This window comes from Streptomyces lydicus (assembly GCF_004125265.1).
Lineage (GTDB): Bacteria > Actinomycetota > Actinomycetes > Streptomycetales > Streptomycetaceae > Streptomyces > Streptomyces lydicus_C.
In genome coordinates, this window is sequence record NZ_RDTE01000003.1 from 5,592,949 (window position 1) to 5,615,434 (window position 22,486).

The window sequence follows — 22,486 nt, forward strand, 5'->3', positions numbered from 1 at the left end:
CGTGCGGCAGGACCTGCCGGCCCGCGTGCCGCGCCGCCGCCCGGTAGGTTGGGAGTCCGTAGAGACTCTCCAGGAGGGCTGGCTGTGACTGATCTGTCGCAGATCGTGAAGGCGTATGACGTACGCGGCGTCGTCCCCACCCAGTGGGACGAGACCCTGGCCGAGCTGTTCGGAGCCGCCTTCGCCGAGATCACCGGCGCGGACGCGATCGTGACCGGACACGACATGCGGCCCTCCTCGCCCGGCCTGTCCCGCGCGTTCGCCCGCGGCGCCGCGGGCCGCGGCGCGGACGTCACGGAGATCGGTCTCTGCTCGACCGACGAGCTGTACTTCGCCAGCGGCGCCCTCGGCCTGCCCGGCGCCATGTTCACCGCCTCGCACAACCCCGCCCGGTACAACGGCATCAAGATGTGCCGGGCGGGCGCGGCGCCGGTCGGCCAGGACACCGGTCTCGCCGAGATCCGTGCGCTGGTCGAGCGCTGGTCCGACGAGGGCGCCCCGGAGCCGGTCGCCGCATCGGGCAGTGTGACCCAGCGGGACGTCCTCGGTGACTACGCCGCCCACCTGCGCGGCCTGGTGGACCTCAGCGGCATCCGCCCGCTGAAGGTCGTGGTCGACGCGGGCAACGGCATGGGCGGCCACACCGTCCCCACCGTCTTCGAGGGCCTGCCGCTCGAACTCGACGCGATGTACTTCGAGTTGGACGGCTCGTTCCCCAACCACGAGGCCAACCCGCTGGATCCGAAGAACATCGTCGACCTCCAGGCGCGGGTGCGCGAGAGGGGCGCCGACCTCGGCCTCGCCTTCGACGGCGACGCCGACCGCTGCTTCGTCGTCGACGAGAACGGCGACCCGGTCTCCCCGTCCGCGATCACCGCCCTGGTCGCCGCCCGCGAACTGGCCAAGCACCCCGGCGGCACGGTGATCCACAACCTGATCACCTCCTGGTCGGTGCCGGAGGTCGTCAAGGAGAACGGCGGCGCACCGGTCCGCACCCGCGTCGGACACTCCTTCATCAAGGAGGAGATGGCCAAGACCGGCGCGATCTTCGGTGGTGAGCACTCCGCGCACTACTACTTCCGCGACTTCTGGAACGCCGACACCGGCATGCTCGCCGCGATGCACGTCCTGGCGGCCCTCGGCGGCCAGCAGGGCCCGCTGTCGCAGCTGGTCGCGCAGTACGACCGGTACGCGGCCTCCGGCGAGATCAACAGCACCGTCGACGACCAGACCGGCCGGCTCGCCGCGATCAAGGCGGCCTACCAGGGCCGGGACGGCGTCGCCCTCGACGAGCTGGACGGGCTGACCATCACCGCCGACGACTGGTGGTTCAACGTCCGCGCCTCCAACACCGAGCCGCTGCTCCGGCTGAACGTCGAGGCCCGCGACCGGGCGACCGCCGATCGGATCCGCGACGAGGCCCTGGGGATCATCCGCGCCTGAGGCGCCGCGCACCCCGCGACACCGGACGGCCGGACCGCCGGAGGTCGCCTCCGTGGGTGGCGGACGGCCGCGGCATCCGCGCCGCCCGCCACCCGAAAACCCCTCGGGCACGCCCCCGCCCCCCGCCCGGCGGTAGGCTGGCCACGCCGCAACCGCCCCGAAGGAGCACCCTCCATGCCGGTCGACGCCAGCCTGATCCAGATCCTCGCCTGCCCGGCGTGCCACGCCCCGCTCGACGACCGGACGGCCGACGACCCCGCCGAGCTGCAGTGCACCTCCGGCGACTGCGGTCTCGCCTACCCCGTCCGGGACGGCATCCCCGTACTCCTCGTCGACGAGGCCCGCTCCCAGGGCGCGGGCGGCACCCCCAGCCCCGCCTGACCGGGCGCCGCCGGGCCCGCCCCGGCCCCGCCCCGTGTTCCCCCGCCCGTACCGGCGATCGGAGGCCGCGCCCACCATGCTCGACGAGTCACTCCTCGACACCCCTGACGCACTGGCGGGCGCGGACCGCTTTGGTCTGCTGCGCGGCGTCGCCGAATCCGGCGCCCGGGTCCGCACCGCCGCCCGCAGCGCCGCCGAAGCAGGCATCCTCGAACTCACCCCCGACGGGCGGCCGCGCGCCGTCCTCGTCGCCGGACCCGGACCCGCCGCGGCCGGTGTCGCCGACCTCCTGCGGGCGCTCGGCGGCGGCAGCTGCCCGGTCACCCTGATCCCGCCCACCGGAGTCGCCCCGCTGCCCGGCGCCCTGCGGTGGACCCTGCCCGGCTGGGCCGGACCCCTGGACCTGCTGCTGCTCCCCGGCCCGGACGCCGCCGACCCCGGCCTCGCCGAGCTGGTCGAGCAGGCCTACCGCCGCGGCTGCTCCGTCGTCGCCGTCACCCCGGCAGGCGGTCCGCTCGCCGACGCCGTCGTCCAGGCCCGCGGCCTGGCCGTCCCGCTGGCGACCACCCCCTACGACGCCGAATTCGACGTCGAGGGCGCCCCGCCGGCCGCCCCCGGCACCCTCTGGTCGGTACTCATCCCGCTGCTCGCACTCGCCGACCGGATCGGCCTGCTCAGCGCCCCGCCGGAGGACCTGGGCAAGCTCGCCGACCGCCTCGACCAGCTCGCCGAACGCTGCGGCCCGGCCATCCCGACGTACACCAACCCCGGCAAGACCCTCGCCGCCGACCTCGCGGACTCCTTCCCGCTGATCTGGACCGAGGGCACCATCGCCGGCGCCATCGGCCGGCACTTCGCCACCGAGCTGTCCGGACTCGCCGGCCGCCCCGCGCTCGCCGCCGAGCTGCCCGAAGCGCTCGCCACCCACCGCACCCTGCTCGCCGGTGCGCTGGCCGCCGGCGCCGACCCCGACGACTTCTTCCGCGACCGGGTCGAGCAGCCCGCCGCGATGCACGCCAGAGTCGTGCTGCTGCGCGAGCAGGAGCCCGGCCCGCTGTCCGCCACCCGCGCCGCCCAGGCGCTCGCCGAGGAGCGCGACACCGCCGTCAGCGAACTGGAACCGGACGCCGGCACCGATCTGGAGAAGGCCGCGGAACTACTCGCCATCGTGGATTTCGGCGCCGTTTACCTGGCGCTCGCCGGCACCGAGTGATCTGTGACGACCGGCCCGCACCAGCAGGCCGGCCGCCTGACTGCGCAGCCACGTACGTCCCTCAGGAAGCAGTAGTCCCATGGATCGCCTCGCCAATACCGTGCGCCCCTATGCCTGGGGCTCCACCACCGCCCTCCCGGAGCTCCTCGGCACCGCACCGACCGGCGAACCCCAGGCCGAGATGTGGATGGGCGCCCACCCCGGCGCCCCCTCCTGCATCGACCGCGGAGCGGGCCCCGTCTCCCTGGCCGAGGTGATCGACTCCGCCCCCGGGACCGAACTGGGCGCCGACGCCGTCCGCGCCTTCGGCCCCCGGCTGCCCTTCCTGCTCAAACTGCTCGCGGCCGGCTCCCCGCTCTCCCTCCAGGTCCATCCCGATCTGGCACAGGCCAAGGAGGGCTTCGCCGGCGAGGAGCGGCGCGGCGTCCCCATCGACGCCGCCCACCGCAACTACAAGGACGCCAACCACAAGCCCGAACTGATCGTGGCGCTCACCCCCTTCGACGGGCTGTGCGGCTTCCGGCACCCGGCGCAGGCCGCCGACCTCCTCGACGACCTGGACCTCGACGACCTCGCGCCGTACGTCGACATCCTGCGCGCCAGTCCGGAGGAGGACGCGCTGCGCGAGGTGTTCACCGCCGTCCTGAGCGCCGAGCACCACGCGATCGCCGGCACCGTCGAGCGGGCGGCCCTCGCCGCCGGCCGGCTGGCGGACAAGGGCGGCCCGTACGCCGAGGACTACGCCGCCTGCGCCGGCATCGCCCACCACTACCCGGGCGACCCCGGCGTACTGGCCGCCATGCTGCTCAACCACGTCCAACTCCAGCCCGGCGAGGCGCTGTTCCTCGGCGCTGGCATCCCGCACGCCTACCTCAGCGGCCTCGGCGTCGAGCTGATGGCCAACTCGGACAACGTGCTGCGCTGCGGTCTGACCCCCAAGCACGTCGACGTACCGGAGCTGCTGCGGGTGGTCCGTTTCGAGGCCGGCGACGCGGGGGTGCTGCGCCCCGAAGCGGTGGACGGGGAGGAGATCTATGACACCCCCATCGACGAGTTCAGGCTCTCCCGCTTCGCCCTGGCCCCCGGCGCCGCCCCGCGCCCGCTCGTCTCCCGCACGCCGCAGATCCTGCTGTGCACGGCGGGGGCGGTCCGGGTGCGGAGTGCCGGTGACGGGGTCGGCGCCGTCACCGGCACCGGCGCCGGCGGTTCTGCCGAGGCAGGTGACGAAGTGACCTTGTCGCCCGGTGAGTCCGTCTTCGTGCCGCCCGGTGAGCGCCTCACCATCGCCGGAGAGGGCACACTCTTCCGCGCGACGGTGGTGGCCTGAGCGCCTACCGGGCGCGGCTGCTGGGCGAGTGCCGGGGGCCGGACCGCAGGAAACTGTCGCCGGACGCGGGGAGCCACCGCCGGACGCGGGAGGCCCTCGCCGGGGCCGGAAACCGTCCCCCCGGGTGTCACAAACCATCCCCTGGCGTCGCAAACCATCCCCTGGCGCCGTAAACCGTCCGCCAGGTGGCCTCCTGGCGGACGTCCGCCGCGGGGCTGCAACAATGACCGCCGCAGCATTAAAGCGGCGGTAAAGGCCGGACGACGGAAGGGACATGCGGCACCTATGAGCGCATCAGGCGGGACAAAGGCGATCGTTGCGGCGCTGGGCGCCAACCTGGCGATCGCCGCAGCGAAGTTCGTGGCCTTCGCCTTCAGCGGCTCGTCCTCGATGCTGGCCGAAGGCGTGCACTCCATCGCGGACTCCGGCAACCAGGGCCTGCTGCTGCTCGGCGGCAAGAAGGCCAAGCGCGCGGCCACCGCCGAGCACCCCTTCGGCTACGGCCGCGAGCGCTACATCTACGGCTTCCTCGTCTCCATCGTCCTGTTCACCATCGGCGGCGTCTTCGCGCTCTACGAGGGCTACGAGAAGATCCACGAGCCGCACCCGCTGGACAACTGGTACTGGCCGGTCGGCGTCCTGGTCTTCGCGGTCATCGCCGAGGGCTTCTCCTTCCGTACGGCGATCAAGGAGTCCAACGAGCTGCGCGGCAAGCAGACCTGGGCCCAGTTCGTCCGCCGTGCCAAGGCCCCCGAGCTGCCGGTCGTGCTGCTGGAGGACTTCGGCGCGCTGGTCGGTCTGGTCCTCGCGCTGGGCGGCGTCGGCCTCACCCTCGCCACCGGCGACGGCATCTGGGACGGCATCGGCACCATGTGCATCGGTGCGCTGCTGGTGGTGATCGCCCTGGTCCTGGCCGCCGAGACCAAGTCGCTGCTGCTGGGCGAGGCGGCCGGTCCCGAGCAGCTCGCCAAGATCCGCGAGGCGGTCGTCGACGGTGAGGTCGTCACCCGCGTCATCCACATGCGCACGCTCCACCTCGGCCCCGAGGAGCTGCTGGTCGCCGCCAAGATCGCGGTCCAGCACGACGACACCGCCGCCCAGATCGCCCGGGCCATCGACGCCGCAGAGGCCCGCATCCGCGAGGCCGTACCGATCGCCCGGGTCATCTACCTGGAGCCGGACATCTACAACGAGGCCACGGCCGCCGCGGGCGCCGACCCGACAAAGACCCCGGGCGGAGTCTGAGCCCGGCGGCAGTCACCGGTGGCGGGGTCTGAGCCCGGGGCAGGCGCTGGTGGTGGGGTTTGAGCCCGGGGTAGGCGACGGCGGCAGGGCCCGAGCCCCACGACAGTCACGGGTGGCGGGGCCTGGGCCCCGGGCAGTGACCGGCGCCGCGCCGGGCGCCGCCCTCGTGAACGAGAGGCCCCCACACTCCTGGCGAGTGCGGGGGCCTTCGCCGTACGCCGGCCTATCGATCACGGCCGCCGATCGCGCTCGTCACTTACGCAGGTTGGCCACGGCCCGGCGGCCATGCCCGTCGGCCACGGCTCGTCGCGCGCGGCCTACCAGCCAGGACTGGTCGGCCGTGATCCTGTCGGTCGACGGCTGGTCGGTCGTGACCTGTCGGTCGAGGTCTCGTCGCCCGTGACCTATCGGTCGAGGGCATGTCGGCCACGGGCTCGTCGACCACGGACCGAAGGCCGCGGTCTATCCGCAGCGGCCCTATCGATCCCGCCCGTCGGTCGCGGTCATACGGTCCCGCCCCAACTGCCACCGCCTATCGCCGCGGCCCGTCGGCCGTCACGGCCCATAGATCATGACCGCCGATCACGGCCTCACACCCACGGCCCGTCACAGCCACGGCCCGTCGGCCATGTGGTGAGCGTGGTGAGCCACGGGAATTGAGTGTGGTGAGCCACAGGAATTGAGCGTGGTGAGCCACGGGAATACCGCCCCCGGACCGCCTCGTTCTGGATCCCGAGGGGGCCCTCGCACCCCCTACGGGATCTGTTCGCCCGTGCCCTACTGGTGCCCCCTGGGGCTCACCAGGGGCGCCCCAGGGGGTGCACAGCAGCACAGCACCGGCGCCCTAATGGATCTCACCGAGGACGCACAGAATCGCCGCCTCGTCCTCCGCCCCCTGCAACCGGGTCCGGAATTCCGTGTCCATCAGCTTCCGCGACAGCAGCGCCAGGATGCGCAGATGCTCGTCGCCGGCCGCCGCCTCCGGCACCGAGATCATGAAGACCAGCCTGGCGGGCGTGCCGTCCGGCGCCCCCCAGTCGATACCGTCCGCCGACCGCGCGAAGGCGACGACCGGAGCGGTCACCGCATCCGTCTTGGCGTGCGGAATGGCGATCTCCTCACCGAGCCCCGTAGTGCCCTGCGCCTCACGCGCCAGCGCCACCCGGACCAGTTCGTCGACGTCCGCCACCCTGCCGGTGCCCGCCGCCAGCTCGGCCATCTCCCGGATCGCCGCTTCCTTCCCGTCGGCGTCGAGCTGCGTCTTGACGGTCCGCACGGTCAGATGGCCGGAGAGCACCTGGGCGGCGTCGTCGCTGCCGCTCCTGTCACCGTCGCTCCGGCCCCTGCCACCGTTGGTGCCCCCTTCGGCACCGTCCCCGCTGACCTCGTCGTCACCACCGATCCCAGGGGCATCACCGTCCGCGGCATCGCCCTCCGCCACCTGCCCGGCGCCGGCGGCCGTCCCGGGGACGTCGGCAACTGCCGCGGCTATACGAGACGCACCACCCGCCCCGGCAGCGGACCCGGCGCCCCCTCCGCCGACAACGACCACGGACTCCGCCGCCGACTCCACATCCGGCACAGCCCCCGCCGGCACAGCCCCCGCCGACTCCGCCGACGCCACATCGGCAGTCGTTGCACCGACAGCCGTCACCCCAGCGGTCGTCGCCTCGACATCCACCACCCCGGCAGCCACCGTGCCGACCGCATCCACGCCGACACGAGCGCCACCGGCCGTACCCCCGCCGACCATCCCCACACCGGCAGCGGTGACCCCGGCACCGCCCCCGGCCGCCCGCACGCCCAAGGCCTCCTCTGCCCGCATGACGTCCTTCCTCCGCCCCGAAACATCCACCAGCATCACCGTCGTCAGCGCCGTGACCACCGTTCCGATCACCACGGCCACGAAGAACACCGGCACCCCGTCGACCGCACCCAGCACCGCCACGATCGGCCCGCCGTGCGGCACCGCGTCCGCCACCCCGGCCATCCCCGCCACCGCTCCGGCCACCGCGCCGCCGAGCATGTTCGCCGGAATGACCTGCGCGGGCCGTGCCGCGGCGAACGGGATCGCGCCCTCCGAGATCCCGAAGAGCCCCATGAACAGCGCCGCCATCCCCGTCTCGCGCTCCTGCTCGGAGTACAGGCGCCGGCGGATCAGCGTGGCCAGCCCCTGCCCGAGCGGCATCACCGGGATCGCGGCCGCGCACATGCCCATGACCGTCTGGTTTCCGGAGGCGATCAGGCCGGAACCGAACAGGAACGCCGTCTTGTTGACCGGTCCGCCCATGTCGAAGGCGATCATCAGGCCGAGGATCGCCCCCAGCACGATCGCGCTGGTCCCGGTCATGCCGCTGAGCCAGCCGGTGAGATGCGTGAACACCCAGGAGATCGGCTTGCCGAGCACATGGATGAAGAAGAGCCCCAGTACGGTCGTGGCCACGATCGGAATCACGATGATCGGCATGATCGGCCGGGCGAACTTGGGAACCTCGACCTTCTTGATCCACACGACCAGATACCCGGCCAGGAAGCCCGTGACGATACCGCCGATGAAGCCGGCGCTCGCGTCCTTCATCCCGTACAACTCGCCGTGGGTGGCGATCCACCCGCCGATCATGCCCGGTACCAGCGCGGGCCGGTCACCGATCGCATAGGCGATATAGCCGGAGAGGACCGGCACCATCAGCTGGAAGCCGATGGTGCCGATGTGATTGACGTCCTCCCAGAACGAACCGGGGGCGATCTTCAGCCCCTCGGGCGTCGGATGACCGCCCACCGCCAGCGAGATCGCGATCAGCAGACCGCCGACCACCACGAACGGAATCATGTAACTGACGCCGTTCATCAGCGCTTTGTACGCGACGCCGCGCTCCCGGCCGCCACCGGCGCCCCCGCCACCCGGCGCCGCACCGCCCGCGGCTCCTGCCCCGGCCCGGTTTCCTGTCCCGCCCCGGGCTCCGGCCCCGTCACCCTCCGCGCTCCCGTACACCGGCGCGTTCCGCACTCGCTCGATCAGCCGCTCGGGATGGCGGATGCCCTCGGCCACCCCGACGGCCAGGACCCGCTTGCCGACGAACCGGCTGCGGTCCACCTCCTTGTCCGCGGCGATGATGATGCCGTCCGCCTCTCTGACATCGTTGTCAGAGAGGACGTTCTCGGCCCCGATGGACCCCTGTGTCTCCACCTTGATCTCGTGCCCGAGGGACCGGGCGGTCTGGGCCAGCTTCTCCGCGGCCATGTACGTGTGGGCGATCCCGGTCGGGCAGGCGGTCACTGCGAGCAGTTTCAGCCCCTGCCCGCTCTTCCCCGCGTCCTCGGGGGGATCAGCTGGAGTGGTGGTCACGCGACTCTCCTTACGAACGTGCGCGCGGGGGTGCATCCGTTCCCGCGCTGCCAGGCATCCTGCATGACGTCGCAGCACGCGCCAACCCCTCCGGGACCGCGGCCCCAGCAGCCTGAACGCGGGTCGCCGACGCCCCGGAACCCGGCAAGCAACGTCTGTCCCGGCGCCCCGGAACCCGAAAGGCCACTCCCGCCCCGGCACCCGGGAGACGACGCCCGTCCTGCCGCCCCGCAATCCGAAAGACAACCCCCGCCCCACCGCCCCGCAACCCGGGAGACAACCCCCGCCCCACCGCCCCGGCCCCCGGCGAACACCACCCGCCCCGCCGCCCCACCCGACCGGCACCGTCCCCGCCCCGGCCCCTCCTGGCTGGGGTTCACCGGGCCGATCGGTGTAGATTCGTGACCAGTGCCAGACGTCGCTGCTGATGGCGGTCGGGCGGCCCGCACCGCGGACCGGCCGAGGGAGAGAGGGCCTCCGACGGACTGCGCTGCGGCCAACGGGAGGGGTGCGTCCGCTTCCGCGTACGCTCGTATACGCCCCGGTCCTCACCGGGGACCCGGCCCGCGCCGCAGACTGCCAGCCCATCCACCTCGACGCTCGAGGAGCAGCCCGCATGACGACAGCAGCCACCGGCCAGGACTTCAAGGTCGCCGACCTGTCCCTCGCCGCCTTCGGCCGCAAGGAGATCACCCTCGCCGAGCACGAGATGCCCGGCCTGATGGCGATCCGCAAGGAGTACGCCGCCGCCCAGCCGCTGGCGGGTGCCCGGGTCACCGGTTCCCTGCACATGACCGTGCAGACCGCCGTCCTGATCGAGACCCTGGCCGCCCTGGGCGCCGAGGTCCGCTGGGCGTCCTGCAACATCTTCTCCACCCAGGACCACGCCGCCGCCGCCATCGCGGTCGGCCCGAACGGCACCCCGGAAGACCCTCAGGGCATCCCGGTCTTCGCCTGGAAGGGCGAGTCGCTGGAGGAGTACTGGTGGTGCACGGAGCAGGCGCTGACCTGGCCGAACTCGCCCACCGGCGGCCCGAACATGATCCTCGACGACGGTGGTGACGCCACCCTCCTGGTCCACAAGGGCGTCGAGTACGAGAAGGCCGGCAAGGTCCCGGCGCTGGAGACCGCGGAGAGCGACGAGCACCGCGCGATCCTGGAGCTGCTGACCCGCACGCTGGACGAGGCCCCGCAGAAGTGGACGAACCTGGCCTCCGAGATCCGCGGGGTCACCGAGGAGACCACGACGGGCGTGCACCGTCTGTACGAGATGCACCGGGACGGGGAACTGCTCTTCCCGGCGATCAACGTGAACGACGCCGTGACGAAGTCGAAGTTCGACAACAAGTACGGCTGCCGTCACTCCCTCATCGACGGCATCAACCGTGCCACCGATGTCCTGATCGGCGGCAAGACGGCCGTGGTCTGCGGCTACGGCGACGTCGGCAAGGGCTGCGCCGAGTCCCTGCGCGGCCAGGGCGCCCGCGTCATCATCACCGAGGTCGACCCGATCTGCGCCCTGCAGGCCGCGATGGACGGCTACCAGGTCACCACCCTCGAGGACGTCGTCGAGACCGCCGACATCTTCGTCACCACGACCGGCAACAAGGACATCATCATGGCGTCGCACATGGCGCAGATGAAGCACCAGGCGATCGTGGGCAACATCGGCCACTTCGACAACGAGATCGACATGGCCGGCCTGGCGAAGCTCGAGGGCATCGTCAAGGAGGAGGTCAAGCCCCAGGTCCACACCTGGACCCACCCGGACGGCAAGGTCCTGATCGTGCTGTCCGAGGGCCGCCTGCTCAACCTGGGCAACGCCACCGGTCACCCCTCCTTCGTCATGTCCAACTCGTTCGCGGACCAGACGCTGGCCCAGATCGAGCTGTTCACCAAGCCCGAGGAGTACCCCACCGACGTCTATGTGCTGCCCAAGCACCTGGACGAGAAGGTGGCCCGTCTCCACCTCGACGCGCTGGGCGTCAAGCTCACCGAGCTGCGTCCCGAGCAGGCCGCCTACATCGGCGTCCAGGTCGAGGGCCCGTACAAGCCCGACCACTACCGCTACTGATCCGGCTCCAGCGGGCGATCACCAACCGGTCGGCCCCGCCGACCGCTGGTGCTCCCCACAGCAGCCGGTGACCCCAGGCCCTCGCCCCTCACGGCGGGGGCCTGGCCCATGAGGACCCCGGACACACCCGCCGCCCCCGACTCACCGGCACGCCGCCGCCCGAAGGACTCGACCCCCTATGCCCCGCGGCCACTACTCCCTCCACGACCCGCACGATCACACCCCCCTCGGTGAAGAGCACTTCCACTGCGCCACCGGCCCCTCGGGCTGGCGCTATGTCTCCCAGATCGTCAGCCCCTCCGGCGAGCACACCGGCTCCGTCGACCTCACCCTCGACGAACTCGGCCGGCCCCTCCGCCTCGAACTCCACGCCTCCGCCTGGCAGGTCCGCGGCGCCGCCCTGGAGGGCGTCACCTGGGTACGCACCGACCCGACCGGTGAACACGCCACCGAGGGCAACGTCCCCGCCCACGCCTTCACCGGCGCGTCCCCCGCCTTCCTCATCGCCACCGCGCGCCTCCTGCGCCCCGCGCTCGGTGCCGGCGCCGTCCGCACCCGCCTCGTCGCCTTCACGCCCCCCGTCCTCGCCCCCCGCACGCTCGACCAGTCCTGGGCCCTGCGGAAAAGCACACCACACGCCACTGACAACGCCCCCCTGATCGCCGACGAATACCAGGTCAACGACCTGGAGACCGGCGAACAGCACACCGTCCACATCGCCGGCGACGTGGTCCTCTCCGCCCCCGGCATCGAACTCGAATCCCTCGAATCCCCACCGTCGACGTTCCCCTGACACGCCTGCTCGGCCGATTCCTGCCCTTCACCGCCGCGGGCAGGCCCGTCGCGGCGCGTCCGGCACGGCAGTCCCCGTGACGGCACAGGCCTACGCGCCCACGCTCCTGCCGGGCCCTGCGCACGACCTGCCACGAGACGCGCCATGGGCCGACGCGGAGCCGTGCCCTGCCGCGACCACCACATACGCCAGGTCCGAACCGGCGCCCCCCGGCCCCACCCCACCGCCCCACCGCCCCACACATGCCGGGCCTACCCGCCGGGCCTACCCGCCGCCCGGCTCCCACATCCCCCACCCCTCACCGGGGCCTCACACCGGCGGTGCAAACCCCGTACGCGGCGGCCTCCCCGCTCCGCCACTCTCCTCATCACCCCGACGCTCCCACTGCTCCAGCCCCCCGAACGCCCCCGCACCGTCCCGGCACGCCGACTCGTCCCGGGCCCGGGACGCACCTCCGGCCCCGGGAGCCCCGCCCCCAGGAGACCCGACCCCACCCCCGGGCGGCGCCCAGCCCCCAGCCGCGGCCGACGACACCACTGCCGAGATCGACGACACCGCATTCCCTGCCGTCACCAGGCCCTCCGCCGCCCCCAGTCCCTCCGCCGTCCCCAGTTCCTCTACCGCCCCCGGGGCCCCTGCCGCCCCCGGGCCTCCTGCACCACCGGACGACGCGGCACCCTCCGCCACCCCCACAGACCGAACCGACGCCTCCGGCTCCCCACGCCAAGACTCCCCACCGCCGACAACGCCCCCGCCGCCCGCTGTCGCCCCGCCGCCAGCCGTCATCCCGCCCACAGCAGTCGCCGTCCCGTCGCCCTCCGTCGTACCGCCGGCCGCTGCTGTCCCGCCTGCCGGCCCGTCCGCAGCCACCGACGCCCCGAACACCGGCCGCGACTCCCGCGCCTGCCGTTCCCCGACCACCGCCGCCAGATACGCCGCCGGATGCACCCCTGCAGGCCCCGGCACCCCGGTGAACTCCCGCAGATCCTCCGCCAGCCGCCCCGCCATGGCCCCGCCGACCTCCGGATCGAGCTGCCCCATCCGCGTCAGGTACTGCCGCACCGTCAGCCACCACCCATCGGGCACTCGCGACAGATCCAGCGCCCCGACCTCCGCCGCCAGCCACGAAGGCGGAGGCGGCAGCGCCGTCCCCGCCTCCTCCACGGGCATCCGCTCCCGTATGACCAACGTCCCCGCGAACACGTCCCCGACCCGGCGCCCCCGCGCCGACAGCAGAGAGGCGACGGCCGCCACCACCCCCATCGTCATCACGATCTCGACGGCCCCCACCGCCCCGCGCACCAACGCCTGCCGGAACCGGATCGGCCCGCCGTCCTCCCGTACGACCCGCAGCCCGCAGACCAGTTTCCCCAGCGACCGCCCACGGCTCAGCGTCTCGATGGCGATGGGTATCCCGACCTGCACCAGCACGAACGTGGCCACTGATACGGCCGCCACCGCCGCACTGTCCATCGACGAGGTCGCACTCAACAGCAGCAGCGAGGCCCCGAGGTAGACCGCCCAGGCCACCGCCACATCGACGGCCACCGCCAGACCCCGGCTCGGGAGCCTGGCCGGCCGCAGCCCCAGCACCACCGCTTCACCCGTGACGAGTCCACTCACGCCGCGCTCACTCCCTCTCGCTCCCCGGTGTCCCGCCCACCCCACGCCGGACACGGCCAGTCTGCCAAGCTGATCCGGCCCCCACCCACGGCGCTGCGAGGAGCGACACCACATGGACCTCGATGTCTTCGTCACGGCCCATGGCGCCGAATGGGACCGCCTCGACACCCTGCTCCACCGCAAACACCGCCTCACCGGAGCCGAGGCCGACGAACTGGTCGCCCTCTACCAGCGCACCACCACCCACCTCTCCCTCCTCCTCTCCAGCGCCCCGGACCCGGTGCTGACCAGCCGCCTCACCTCTCTGGTGGCCCGCGCCCGCAGTACGGTCACCGGCGCCCGCAAGGCCTCCTGGCGGGACACCGCCCACTTCTTCACCACGGCTTTCCCCGCGGCGGTCTACCGCCTGCGCCACTGGTGGATCCCGACCGCGATCCTCTCCACCGCGGTCGCCGCCCTCCTCGGCTGGTGGATCGCCGCCCACCCCGACCTCCAGGCGGCGATCGGCGCCCAGGAGGACCTACGCAATATGACCCGCCCCGGCGGCGAGTACGAGACCTACTACTCCAGCCATCCCGCCGCAGCTTTCGCCGCCCAGGTATGGACGAACAACGCCCAGGCCGTCGCCCTGTGTCTCGTCCTCGGAGCCTTCGCCGGCCTCCCCGTCCTGTGGATCCTCTTCCAGAACATGCTCAACCTGGGCGTCGGCATCGGCCTGATGTCCTCGGCCGGCCGCCTCGATACCTTCCTCGGACTGATCCTTCCGCACGGCCTCCTCGAACTGACCGCCGTCTTCATCGCGGCCGGCATCGGTCTTCGCCTGGGCTGGACCCTCATCGACCCCGGTCCCCGCACCCGCCGAACCGCCCTGGCCCAGGAAGGCCGCTCCGCCCTCGGCGTCGCCATCGGACTCGCCGCGGTGCTCTTCGTATCCGGCGCCCTCGAAGGCTTCGTCACCCCCTCCGGCCTGCCCACCTGGGCCCGCATCGGCATCGGCATCGTCGCCGAACTCGCCTTCCTCCTCTACGTCTACGTCCAGGGCGGCCGCGCCGTACGTGCCGGAGCCACCGGCGACGTGGACCCCGCCGACCGCGAAGCCACCGTCCCGACCGCCGCGTGATGTGCATCCAGCCCCGCTGACCTGCTAATCTCCTCTTCGCCCCAGGAGCCCGTTGACACGAGCCCCAGGGGGAGGTAGATTCGAACGGTTGCAACGAACTGGACAAGTTCATTCGCGACGGTTAGCATCATCTCCGCTTCGGCCGGAATTTCTCTTCGGCGAGGCGCAACCGACCACTTACCGGAAGCTCCGGTCGATCAATTCGACCGAATCCCTTCTGATAAAGTCGGAAAAGCCAAAAGGCACCCCCCTCCGACGGGGAATCGGAAACGAATTCGGACCGGCAACGGAACGAAATCGGGTCTGGTAGAGTCGGAAAGGCCGGAAAGCGAAAGCGGAACGGCCGACCCGCTCCAACAGGGCGCCGGACACGGAAACGGATCTGGTAAGGTTGGAAACGCGAAGAAGCCGAAAGGCGGAAACGCACCGGCGAAAATCGGGCCCGCAAGGATCTGATAGAGTCGGAAACGCAAGACCGAAGGGAAGCGCCCGGAGATCCTGGTGAAACAGGAACAAAGGAAGCGTCCGTTCCTTGAGAACTCAACAGCGTGCCAAAAGTCAACGCCAGATATGTTGATACCCCGTCCACCGGAAACATCCGGCGGATGAGGTTCCTTTGAAAGCCCACCACGGCCCACGGGTCGGGGTGGCACACACAGCGAGGACGCTGTGAACGAGCAGACCTATTCCGTCCGCTCGTTCCGCTCTCGTGTGTGTTCACCGGCTGTAATTTATTTACTGGCCGAGTAAACATTCACGGAGAGTTTGATCCTGGCTCAGGACGAACGCTGGCGGCGTGCTTAACACATGCAAGTCGAACGATGAACCTCCTTCGGGAGGGGATTAGTGGCGAACGGGTGAGTAACACGTGGGCAATCTGCCCTTCACTCTGGGACAAGCCCTGGAAACGGGGTCTAATACCGGATACGACTACCGACCGCATGGTCTGGTGGTGGAAAGCTCCGGCGGTGAAGGATGAGCCCGCGGCCTATCAGCTTGTTGGTGGGGTGATGGCCTACCAAGGCGACGACGGGTAGCCGGCCTGAGAGGGCGACCGGCCACACTGGGACTGAGACACGGCCCAGACTCCTACGGGAGGCAGCAGTGGGGAATATTGCACAATGGGCGAAAGCCTGATGCAGCGACGCCGCGTGAGGGATGACGGCCTTCGGGTTGTAAACCTCTTTCAGCAGGGAAGAAGCGAGAGTGACGGTACCTGCAGAAGAAGCGCCGGCTAACTACGTGCCAGCAGCCGCGGTAATACGTAGGGCGCAAGCGTTGTCCGGAATTATTGGGCGTAAAGAGCTCGTAGGCGGCTTGTCACGTCGGATGTGAAAGCCCGGGGCTTAACCCCGGGTCTGCATTCGATACGGGCAGGCTAGAGTTCGGTAGGGGAGATCGGAATTCCTGGTGTAGCGGTGAAATGCGCAGATATCAGGAGGAACACCGGTGGCGAAGGCGGATCTCTGGGCCGATACTGACGCTGAGGAGCGAAAGCGTGGGGAGCGAACAGGATTAGATACCCTGGTAGTCCACGCCGTAAACGTTGGGAACTAGGTGTGGGCGACATTCCACGTCGTCCGTGCCGCAGCTAACGCATTAAGTTCCCCGCCTGGGGAGTACGGCCGCAAGGCTAAAACTCAAAGGAATTGACGGGGGCCCGCACAAGCAGCGGAGCATGTGGCTTAATTCGACGCAACGCGAAGAACCTTACCAAGGCTTGACATACACCGGAAAACCCTGGAGACAGGGTCCCCCTTGTGGTCGGTGTACAGGTGGTGCATGGCTGTCGTCAGCTCGTGTCGTGAGATGTTGGGTTAAGTCCCGCAACGAGCGCAACCCTTGTTCTGTGTTGCCAGCATGCCCTTCGGGGTGATGGGGACTCACAGGAGACTGCCGGGGTCAACTCGGAGGAAGGTGGGGACGACGTCAAGTCATCATGCCCCTTATGTCTTGGGCTGCACACGTGCTACAATGGCCGGTACAATGAGCTGCGATACCGCGAGGTGGAGCGAATCTCAAAAAGCCGGTCTCAGTTCGGATTGGGGTCTGCAACTCGACCCCATGAAGTCGGAGTTGCTAGTAATCGCAGATCAGCATTGCTGCGGTGAATACGTTCCCGGGCCTTGTACACACCGCCCGTCACGTCACGAAAGTCGGTAACACCCGAAGCCGGTGGCCCAACCCCTTGTGGGAGGGAATCGTCGAAGGTGGGACTGGCGATTGGGACGAAGTCGTAACAAGGTAGCCGTACCGGAAGGTGCGGCTGGATCACCTCCTTTCTAAGGAGCATCTAGGCAGCCGCAAGGTTGTCCAGAGCCACTACGCCGGCAAACGTCCGGCGGTGGTTAGCTCATGGGTGGAACGTTGACTATTCGGCACACTTGATTGGTTGTCACTAGTACTGCTTCGGCGTGGAACGTGGTGATCGGTGAAGTGGGCCGGGCACGTTGTTGGGTATCTGAGGGTACGGACTGTGAGTCTGGACCTTCGCGATGCCGGCCCCGGTAAAGGCTCACTTCGGTGGGTTGTGACGGGTGGCTGGTCGTTGCTTGAGAACTGCACAGTGGACGCGAGCATCTGTGGCCAAGTTTTTAAGGGCGCACGGTGGATGCCTTGGCACCAGGAACCGATGAAGGACGTGGGAGGCCGCGATAGGCCCCGGGGAGCTGTCAACCGAGCTTTGATCCGGGGGTGTCCGAATGGGGAAACCCGGCAGTCGTCATGGGCTGTCACCCGCTGCTGAACACATAGGCAGTGTGGAGGGAACGCGGGGAAGTGAAACATCTCAGTACCCGCAGGAAGAGAAAACAACCGTGATTCCGGGAGTAGTGGCGAGCGAAACCGGATGAGGCCAAACCAGTTACGTGTGATACCCGGCAGGGGTTGCGTGGCTGGGGTTGTGGGAGTTCTCTTTCACAGTCTGCCGGCTGTGAGACGAGTCAGAAACCGTTGATGTAGGCGAAGGACATGCGAAAGGTCCGGCGTAGAGGGTAAGACCCCCGTAGCTGAAACATTGACGGCTCGTTTGAGAACCACCCAAGTAGCACGGGGCCCGAGAAATCCCGTGTGAATCTGGCGGGACCACCCGTTAAGCCTAAATATTCCCTGGTGACCGATAGCGGATAGTACCGTGAGGGAATGGTGAAAAGTACCGCGGGAGCGGAGTGAAATAGTACCTGAAACCGTGTGCCTACAAGCCGTGGGAGCGTCGCTGTATGTGCTTGCACATGCAGTCGTGACTGCGTGCCTTTTGAAGAATGAGCCTGCGAGTTTGCGGTATGTTGCGAGGTTAACCCGTGTGGGGAAGCCGTAGCGAAAGCGAGTCCGAAGAGGGCGTTGAGTAGCGTGCCCAAGACCCGAAGCGGAGTGATCTAGCCATGGGCAGGTTGAAGCGGAGGTAAGACTTCGTGGAGGACCGAACCCACCAGGGTTGAAAACCTGGGGGATGACCTGTGGTTAGGGGTGAAAGGCCAATCAAACTCCGTGATAGCTGGTTCTCCCCGAAATGCATTTAGGTGCAGCGTCGTGTGTTTCTTGCCGGAGGTAGAGCACTGGATAGGCGATGGGCCCTACCGGGTTACTGACCTTAGCCAAACTCCGAATGCCGGTAAGTGAGAGCGCGGCAGTGAGACTGTGGGGGATAAGCTCCATGGTCGAGAGGGAAACAGCCCAGAGCATCGACTAAGGCCCCTAAGCGTGTGCTAAGTGGGAAAGGATGTGGAGTCGCAGAGACAACCAGGAGGTTGGCTTAGAAGCAGCCATCCTTGAAAGAGTGCGTAATAGCTCACTGGTCAAGTGATTCCGCGCCGACAATGTAGCGGGGCTCAAGCACACCGCCGAAGTCGTGTCATTGCAACATGAGGACCAACGTCCGTTGTGATGGGTAGGGGAGCGTCGTGTGCCGGGTGAAGCAGCCGTGGAAACGAGTTGTGGACGGTTCACGAGTGAGAATGCAGGCATGAGTAGCGATACACACGTGGGAAACGTGTGCGCCGATTGACTAAGGGTTCCTGGGTCAAGCTGATCTGCCCAGGGTAAGTCGGGACCTAAGGCGAGGCCGACAGGCGTAGTCGATGGACAACCGGTTGATATTCCGGTACCCGCTTTGAAGCGCCAAATATTGAATCCATTAATGCTAAGGCCGTGAAGCCGCCCTGAGCTCTTCGGAGCGTAGGGGAGTGGTGGAGCCGCTGATCCAAGGTGGTAGTAGGTAAGTGATGGGGTGACGCAGGAAGGTAGTCCAGCCCGGGCGGTGGTTGTCCCGGGGTAAGGGTGTAGGGCGTTGTCCAGGTAAATCCGGACAGCATGAAGCCTGAGACCTGATGCCGAGCCGATTGTGGTGAAGTGGATGATCCTATGCTGTCGAGAAAAGCCTCTAGCGAGTTTCATGGCGGCCCGTACCCTAAACCGACTCAGGTGGTCAGGTAGAGAATACCGAGGCGTTCGGGTGAACTATGGTTAAGGAACTCGGCAAAATGCCCCCGTAACTTCGGGAGAAGGGGGGCCATTGCTGGTGATCCGATTTACTCGGTGAGCTGGTGGTGGCCGCAGAGACCAGCGAGAAGCGACTGTTTACTAAAAACACAGGTCCGTGCGAAGCCGTAAGGCGATGTATACGGACTGACGCCTGCCCGGTGCTGGAACGTTAAGGGGACCGGTTAGTCACATTTCGGTGTGGCGAAGCTGAGAACTTAAGCGCCAGTAAACGGCGGTGGTAACTATAACCATCCTAAGGTAGCGAAATTCCTTGTCGGGTAAGTTCCGACCTGCACGAATGGCGTAACGACTTCTCGACTGTCTCAACCATAGGCCCGGTGAAATTGCATTACGAGTAAAGATGCTCGTTTCGCGCAGCAGGACGGAAAGACCCCGGGACCTTTACTATAGCTTGATATTGGTGTTCGGTTCGGCTTGTGTAGGATAGGTGGGAGACTTTGAAGCTATGACGCCAGTCATGGTGGAGTCATTGTTGAAATACCACTCTGGTCGTGCTGGATGTCTAACCTGGGTCCGTGATCCGGATCAGGGACAGTGTCTGGTGGGTAGTTTAACTGGGGCGGTTGCCTCCTAAAGGGTAACGGAGGCGCCCAAAGGTTCCCTCAGCCTGGTTGGCAATCAGGTGTTGAGTGTAAGTGCACAAGGGAGCTTGACTGTGAGACTGACGGGTCGAGCAGGTACGAAAGTAGGGACTAGTGATCCGGCGGTGGCTTGTGGAAGCGCCGTCGCTCAACGGATAAAAGGTACCCCGGGGATAACAGGCTGATCTTCCCCAAGAGTCCATATCGACGGGATGGTTTGGCACCTCGATGTCGGCTCGTCGCATCCTGGGGCTGGAGTCGGTCCCAAGGGTTGGGCTGTTCGCCCATTAAAGCGGTACGCGAGCTGGGTTTAGAACGTCGTGAGACAGTTCGGTCCCTATCCGCTGTGCGCGTAGGAGTATTGAGAAGGGCTGTCCCTAGTACGAGAGGACCGGGACGGACGAACCTCTGGTGTGCCAGTTGTCCTGCCAAGGGCATGGCTGGTTGGCTACGTTCGGAAAGGATAACCGCTGAAAGCATCTAAGCGGGAAGCCTGCTTCGAGATGAGTACTCCCACCTCCTTTGAGGGGTTAAGGCTCCCAGTAGACGACTGGGTTGATAGGCCAGATATGGAAGCCCGGTAACGGGTGGAGTTGACTGGTACTAATAGGCCGAGGGCTTGTCCTCAGTTGCTCGCGTCCACTGTGTAGGTTCTGAAGTAACGACCTGTGATTATGCCGGGTTGATATCTTCATAGTGTTTCGGTGGTCATTGCGTTAGGGAAACGCCCGGTTACATTCCGAACCCGGAAGCTAAGCCTTTCAGCGCCGATGGTACTGCAGGGGGGACCCTGTGGGAGAGTAGGACGCCGCCGAACAATCATTGTGGGGAAGCCCCGCACCTTATGGTGCGGGGCTTTTCTGCGTTCCGGGCCCGTCCGCCCCTTCAGCTTGCTTGCCGGCGTCGACCAGCTTACGGAGTCAGTGAAGGCCGGTTGCCCATGTCATCAGCGCGGCGAAGTCGTCGGTGGTCAGTCCGCGTCGTGGGTCCACCCGGTGCAGCAGGGCGGGACCGTCGTGGTGGTCGTTCACCCAGGTGCGATCCGCGTCTGTGATGTCGTCGTCGACTCAGGTGAACGCATGGCCTTTCACTCACTCGACGAACTCAGCTGACGGGCCGACGCAGTTGATCATTACGGGACAGCCTTTAGGGCTTGCAGATCATCAAGGTGTTGCTTCCCGTCCCGTGGCTCGTTGGTGTGGTATGCGTATCCCGGACGAGATCCGTACCCAACTCGCTGTGAAGTTCGCGGTGTTGTTCCCGCATCTGGATGAGCGGCAGCGACGGCTACTGATGGCCGCGGAGGCCCGTGTCCTGGGACACGGTGGTGTTCGGGCCGTCGCGCGGTCGGCCTCGGTGAGTGAGACCACGGTCCGTAAGGGCGTGTTCGAGCTGGAGACCGGCGAGGAGCCTCTGGGGCGGGTGCGGCGGCCGGGCGGAGGCCGCAAGAGGGTCGCGGATCTCGATCCGGGGCTGCGGCCTGCACTGCTGGCGCTGGTCGAGCCGGACGAGCGTGGTGATCCGATGTCGCCACTGCGTTGGACGGTCAAGTCGACCCGCAACCTTGCGCGGGAGCTGGCCCGGGCCGGGCACAAAGTCAGTGCGGACACCGTCGCCGACCTGCTGCGGGAGGAAGGCTTCAGTCTGCAGGCCAACGCCAAGACCATCGAGGGAAGCCAACATCCGGACCGGGATGCCCAGTTCCGCTATCTCAACGAGCGGGCCCGCGATCACCGGGACGCGGGCCAGCCGGTGATCAGCGTGGACACCAAGAAGAAGGAGCTCGTCGGCGAGTTCAAGAACAACGGCCGCCAGTGGCGGCCTGCGGCTGATCCGGTGCCGGTGAACGTCCATGACTTCGCTGACCCGCAGCTGGGCAAGGCCGTCCCGTACGGGATCTACGATCTCGCGGCGGACACCGGCTGGGTCAACGTGGGCACCGATCACGACACCGCCGCGTTCGCAGTGGAATCGATCCGCCGCTGGTGGTCGGGCCAGGGCCGGGCCGCCTACCTGCAGGCGACACGACTGCTCATCACCGCCGACGCGGGCGGCTCGAATGGCTACCGCACCCGGGCCTGGAAGCTCGAACTCGCCCGGCTCGCTGCCGAAACAGGACTGACGATCACCGTTTGCCACCTGCCGCCGGGCACATCGAAGTGGAACAAGATCGAGCATCGGCTCTTCTCGCACATCACCATGAACTGGCGCGGCCGCCCGCTGATCAGCCACGAAGTGATCGTCCAGTCCATCGCCGCGACCACCACCCGCACCGGACTGCGCGTCATGGCCGAGCTGGACACCAACACCTACCCCACCGGAGTCCAGATCGGCGACGCGGAGATGGCGGCCCTGCCACTGACCCGACACGCCTTCCACGGCGACTGGAACTATGCCGTGCACCCCCATCTGTGCCCTGCCATCCCAGCACCCCGGACTCCGCAAAAGCCGGCCCCGGAGTGGGACCGTGCTCTGCTGTCCGACCCCGCCCTGACCGGCATGTCCCGGCAGCAACTGAGCGACCTCACCGACACTTTGGCCGTCGACGGCGACGTCAAGCGCGGACGCCCGCCCCGACTCGCCTTCCCCGACCAGGTCCTGGCGGCCGTCCTTCACCTGCGGGTCGCCCTGGCCGCGGAACCCCTCGCCGTGCTGTTCGACAGCAGCCGCACCGCCATGCACCGCACCCTGCTGAAGATCAGGACACTGCTCAAGGCGCACAGCATCGTCATCCCGCCGGCAGCCACCCCTCCCGCCGCCCTCACAACCCTCCAAGCTCGGGTTCAAGCCCTGAGTGGCGACCCCAGCAGCATGATCAAGACAACGTGTTAATGATCTGC

At 68.1% G+C, this 22,486-nt stretch carries 11 protein-coding genes and 3 rRNA genes; 12 read left to right on the forward strand and 2 right to left on the reverse strand.

Annotation, left to right across the window (positions count from 1 at the left end):
- Positions 1-84: 84 nt before the first annotated feature.
- The 5 genes from D9V36_RS27150 (at position 85) to D9V36_RS27170 (ending at position 5,609) form a co-directional block, all read left to right on the forward strand.
- On the forward strand, positions 85-1,443 hold the full coding sequence (locus D9V36_RS27150) for a phosphomannomutase/phosphoglucomutase (RefSeq protein WP_129296056.1): 1,359 nt from the start codon (positions 85-87) through the stop codon (positions 1,441-1,443).
- A 174-nt stretch (positions 1,444-1,617) separates the two neighbouring features.
- A complete protein-coding gene (locus tag D9V36_RS27155) occupies positions 1,618-1,824 on the forward strand; it encodes a Trm112 family protein (protein ID WP_129296057.1) in 207 nt (68 codons plus the stop codon).
- 76 nt (positions 1,825-1,900) lie between these two features.
- Positions 1,901-3,037 (forward strand): SIS domain-containing protein, encoded by a 1,137-nt coding sequence (locus tag D9V36_RS27160; protein WP_129296058.1) that lies wholly within the window; start codon positions 1,901-1,903, stop codon positions 3,035-3,037.
- Between the two features lie 79 nt (positions 3,038-3,116).
- Positions 3,117-4,364 carry a mannose-6-phosphate isomerase, class I gene (manA, locus tag D9V36_RS27165; protein WP_129296059.1) on the forward strand — a complete coding sequence of 416 codons (1,248 nt, stop codon included), beginning with the start codon at positions 3,117-3,119 and terminating at the stop codon, positions 4,362-4,364.
- A gap of 285 nt (positions 4,365-4,649) precedes the next feature.
- Positions 4,650-5,609 carry a cation diffusion facilitator family transporter gene (locus tag D9V36_RS27170; protein ID WP_129296060.1) on the forward strand — a complete coding sequence of 320 codons (960 nt, stop codon included), beginning with the start codon at positions 4,650-4,652 and terminating at the stop codon, positions 5,607-5,609.
- A gap of 844 nt (positions 5,610-6,453) precedes the next feature.
- Here D9V36_RS27170 and D9V36_RS27175 read toward each other — a convergent pair.
- The gene (locus tag D9V36_RS27175; protein WP_277753470.1) at positions 6,454-8,955 is read right to left on the reverse strand and encodes a fructose-specific PTS transporter subunit EIIC; all 2,502 of its coding nucleotides are present in this window, start codon (positions 8,953-8,955) and stop codon (positions 6,454-6,456) included.
- 616 nt (positions 8,956-9,571) lie between these two features.
- On the opposite strand from D9V36_RS27175, the gene ahcY reads away from it, so the two are divergent.
- Positions 9,572-11,029 carry an adenosylhomocysteinase gene (gene ahcY, locus D9V36_RS27180; protein ID WP_129296061.1) on the forward strand — a complete coding sequence of 486 codons (1,458 nt, stop codon included), beginning with the start codon at positions 9,572-9,574 and terminating at the stop codon, positions 11,027-11,029.
- A gap of 178 nt (positions 11,030-11,207) precedes the next feature.
- Positions 11,208-11,822 carry a hypothetical protein gene (locus D9V36_RS27185; RefSeq protein ID WP_129296062.1) on the forward strand — a complete coding sequence of 205 codons (615 nt, stop codon included), beginning with the start codon at positions 11,208-11,210 and terminating at the stop codon, positions 11,820-11,822.
- 309 nt (positions 11,823-12,131) lie between these two features.
- On the opposite strand, the gene D9V36_RS43120 is transcribed toward D9V36_RS27185, so the two are convergent.
- On the reverse strand, positions 12,132-13,445 hold the full coding sequence (locus D9V36_RS43120; RefSeq protein ID WP_129296063.1) for an RDD family protein: 1,314 nt from the start codon (positions 13,443-13,445) through the stop codon (positions 12,132-12,134).
- 112 nt (positions 13,446-13,557) lie between these two features.
- On the opposite strand from D9V36_RS43120, the gene D9V36_RS27195 reads away from it, so the two are divergent.
- The 5 genes from D9V36_RS27195 to D9V36_RS27220 all read left to right on the forward strand — a co-directional run bounded on the left by D9V36_RS27195 (position 13,558) and on the right by D9V36_RS27220 (position 22,478).
- A complete protein-coding gene (locus D9V36_RS27195) occupies positions 13,558-14,565 on the forward strand; it encodes a stage II sporulation protein M (RefSeq protein ID WP_129296064.1) in 1,008 nt (335 codons plus the stop codon).
- A gap of 753 nt (positions 14,566-15,318) precedes the next feature.
- Positions 15,319-16,847: ribosomal RNA gene (locus D9V36_RS27205) — 16S ribosomal RNA — on the forward strand.
- A 302-nt stretch (positions 16,848-17,149) separates the two neighbouring features.
- Positions 17,150-20,273, forward strand: a 23S ribosomal RNA gene (locus tag D9V36_RS27210).
- Between the two features lie 73 nt (positions 20,274-20,346).
- Positions 20,347-20,463 (forward strand): 5S ribosomal RNA (gene rrf, locus D9V36_RS27215).
- Together the 16S, 23S and 5S rRNA genes form the textbook arrangement of a ribosomal RNA operon.
- A 386-nt stretch (positions 20,464-20,849) precedes the next feature.
- Entirely contained in the window at positions 20,850-22,478 is a 1,629-nt protein-coding gene (locus D9V36_RS27220) for an ISAzo13 family transposase (protein WP_129296065.1), read from the forward strand.
- Positions 22,479-22,486 lie beyond the last annotated feature (8 nt).

What these genes read in the sequence shown, in the direction of transcription:
- D9V36_RS27170 (WP_129296060.1), top strand. Translation starts at nt 4,650, where the DNA reads ATGAGCGCATCAGGCGGGACAAAGGCGATCGTTGCGGCGCTGGGCGCC.
- D9V36_RS27220 (WP_129296065.1), top strand. Translation starts at nt 20,850, where the DNA reads ATGCGTATCCCGGACGAGATCCGTACCCAACTCGCTGTGAAGTTCGCG.
- D9V36_RS27155 (WP_129296057.1), top strand. Translation starts at nt 1,618, where the DNA reads ATGCCGGTCGACGCCAGCCTGATCCAGATCCTCGCCTGCCCGGCGTGC.
- ahcY (WP_129296061.1), top strand. Translation starts at nt 9,572, where the DNA reads ATGACGACAGCAGCCACCGGCCAGGACTTCAAGGTCGCCGACCTGTCC.
- D9V36_RS27160 (WP_129296058.1), top strand. Translation starts at nt 1,901, where the DNA reads ATGCTCGACGAGTCACTCCTCGACACCCCTGACGCACTGGCGGGCGCG.
- manA (WP_129296059.1), top strand. Translation starts at nt 3,117, where the DNA reads ATGGATCGCCTCGCCAATACCGTGCGCCCCTATGCCTGGGGCTCCACC.
- D9V36_RS27195 (WP_129296064.1), top strand. Translation starts at nt 13,558, where the DNA reads ATGGACCTCGATGTCTTCGTCACGGCCCATGGCGCCGAATGGGACCGC.
- D9V36_RS27185 (WP_129296062.1), top strand. Translation starts at nt 11,208, where the DNA reads ATGCCCCGCGGCCACTACTCCCTCCACGACCCGCACGATCACACCCCC.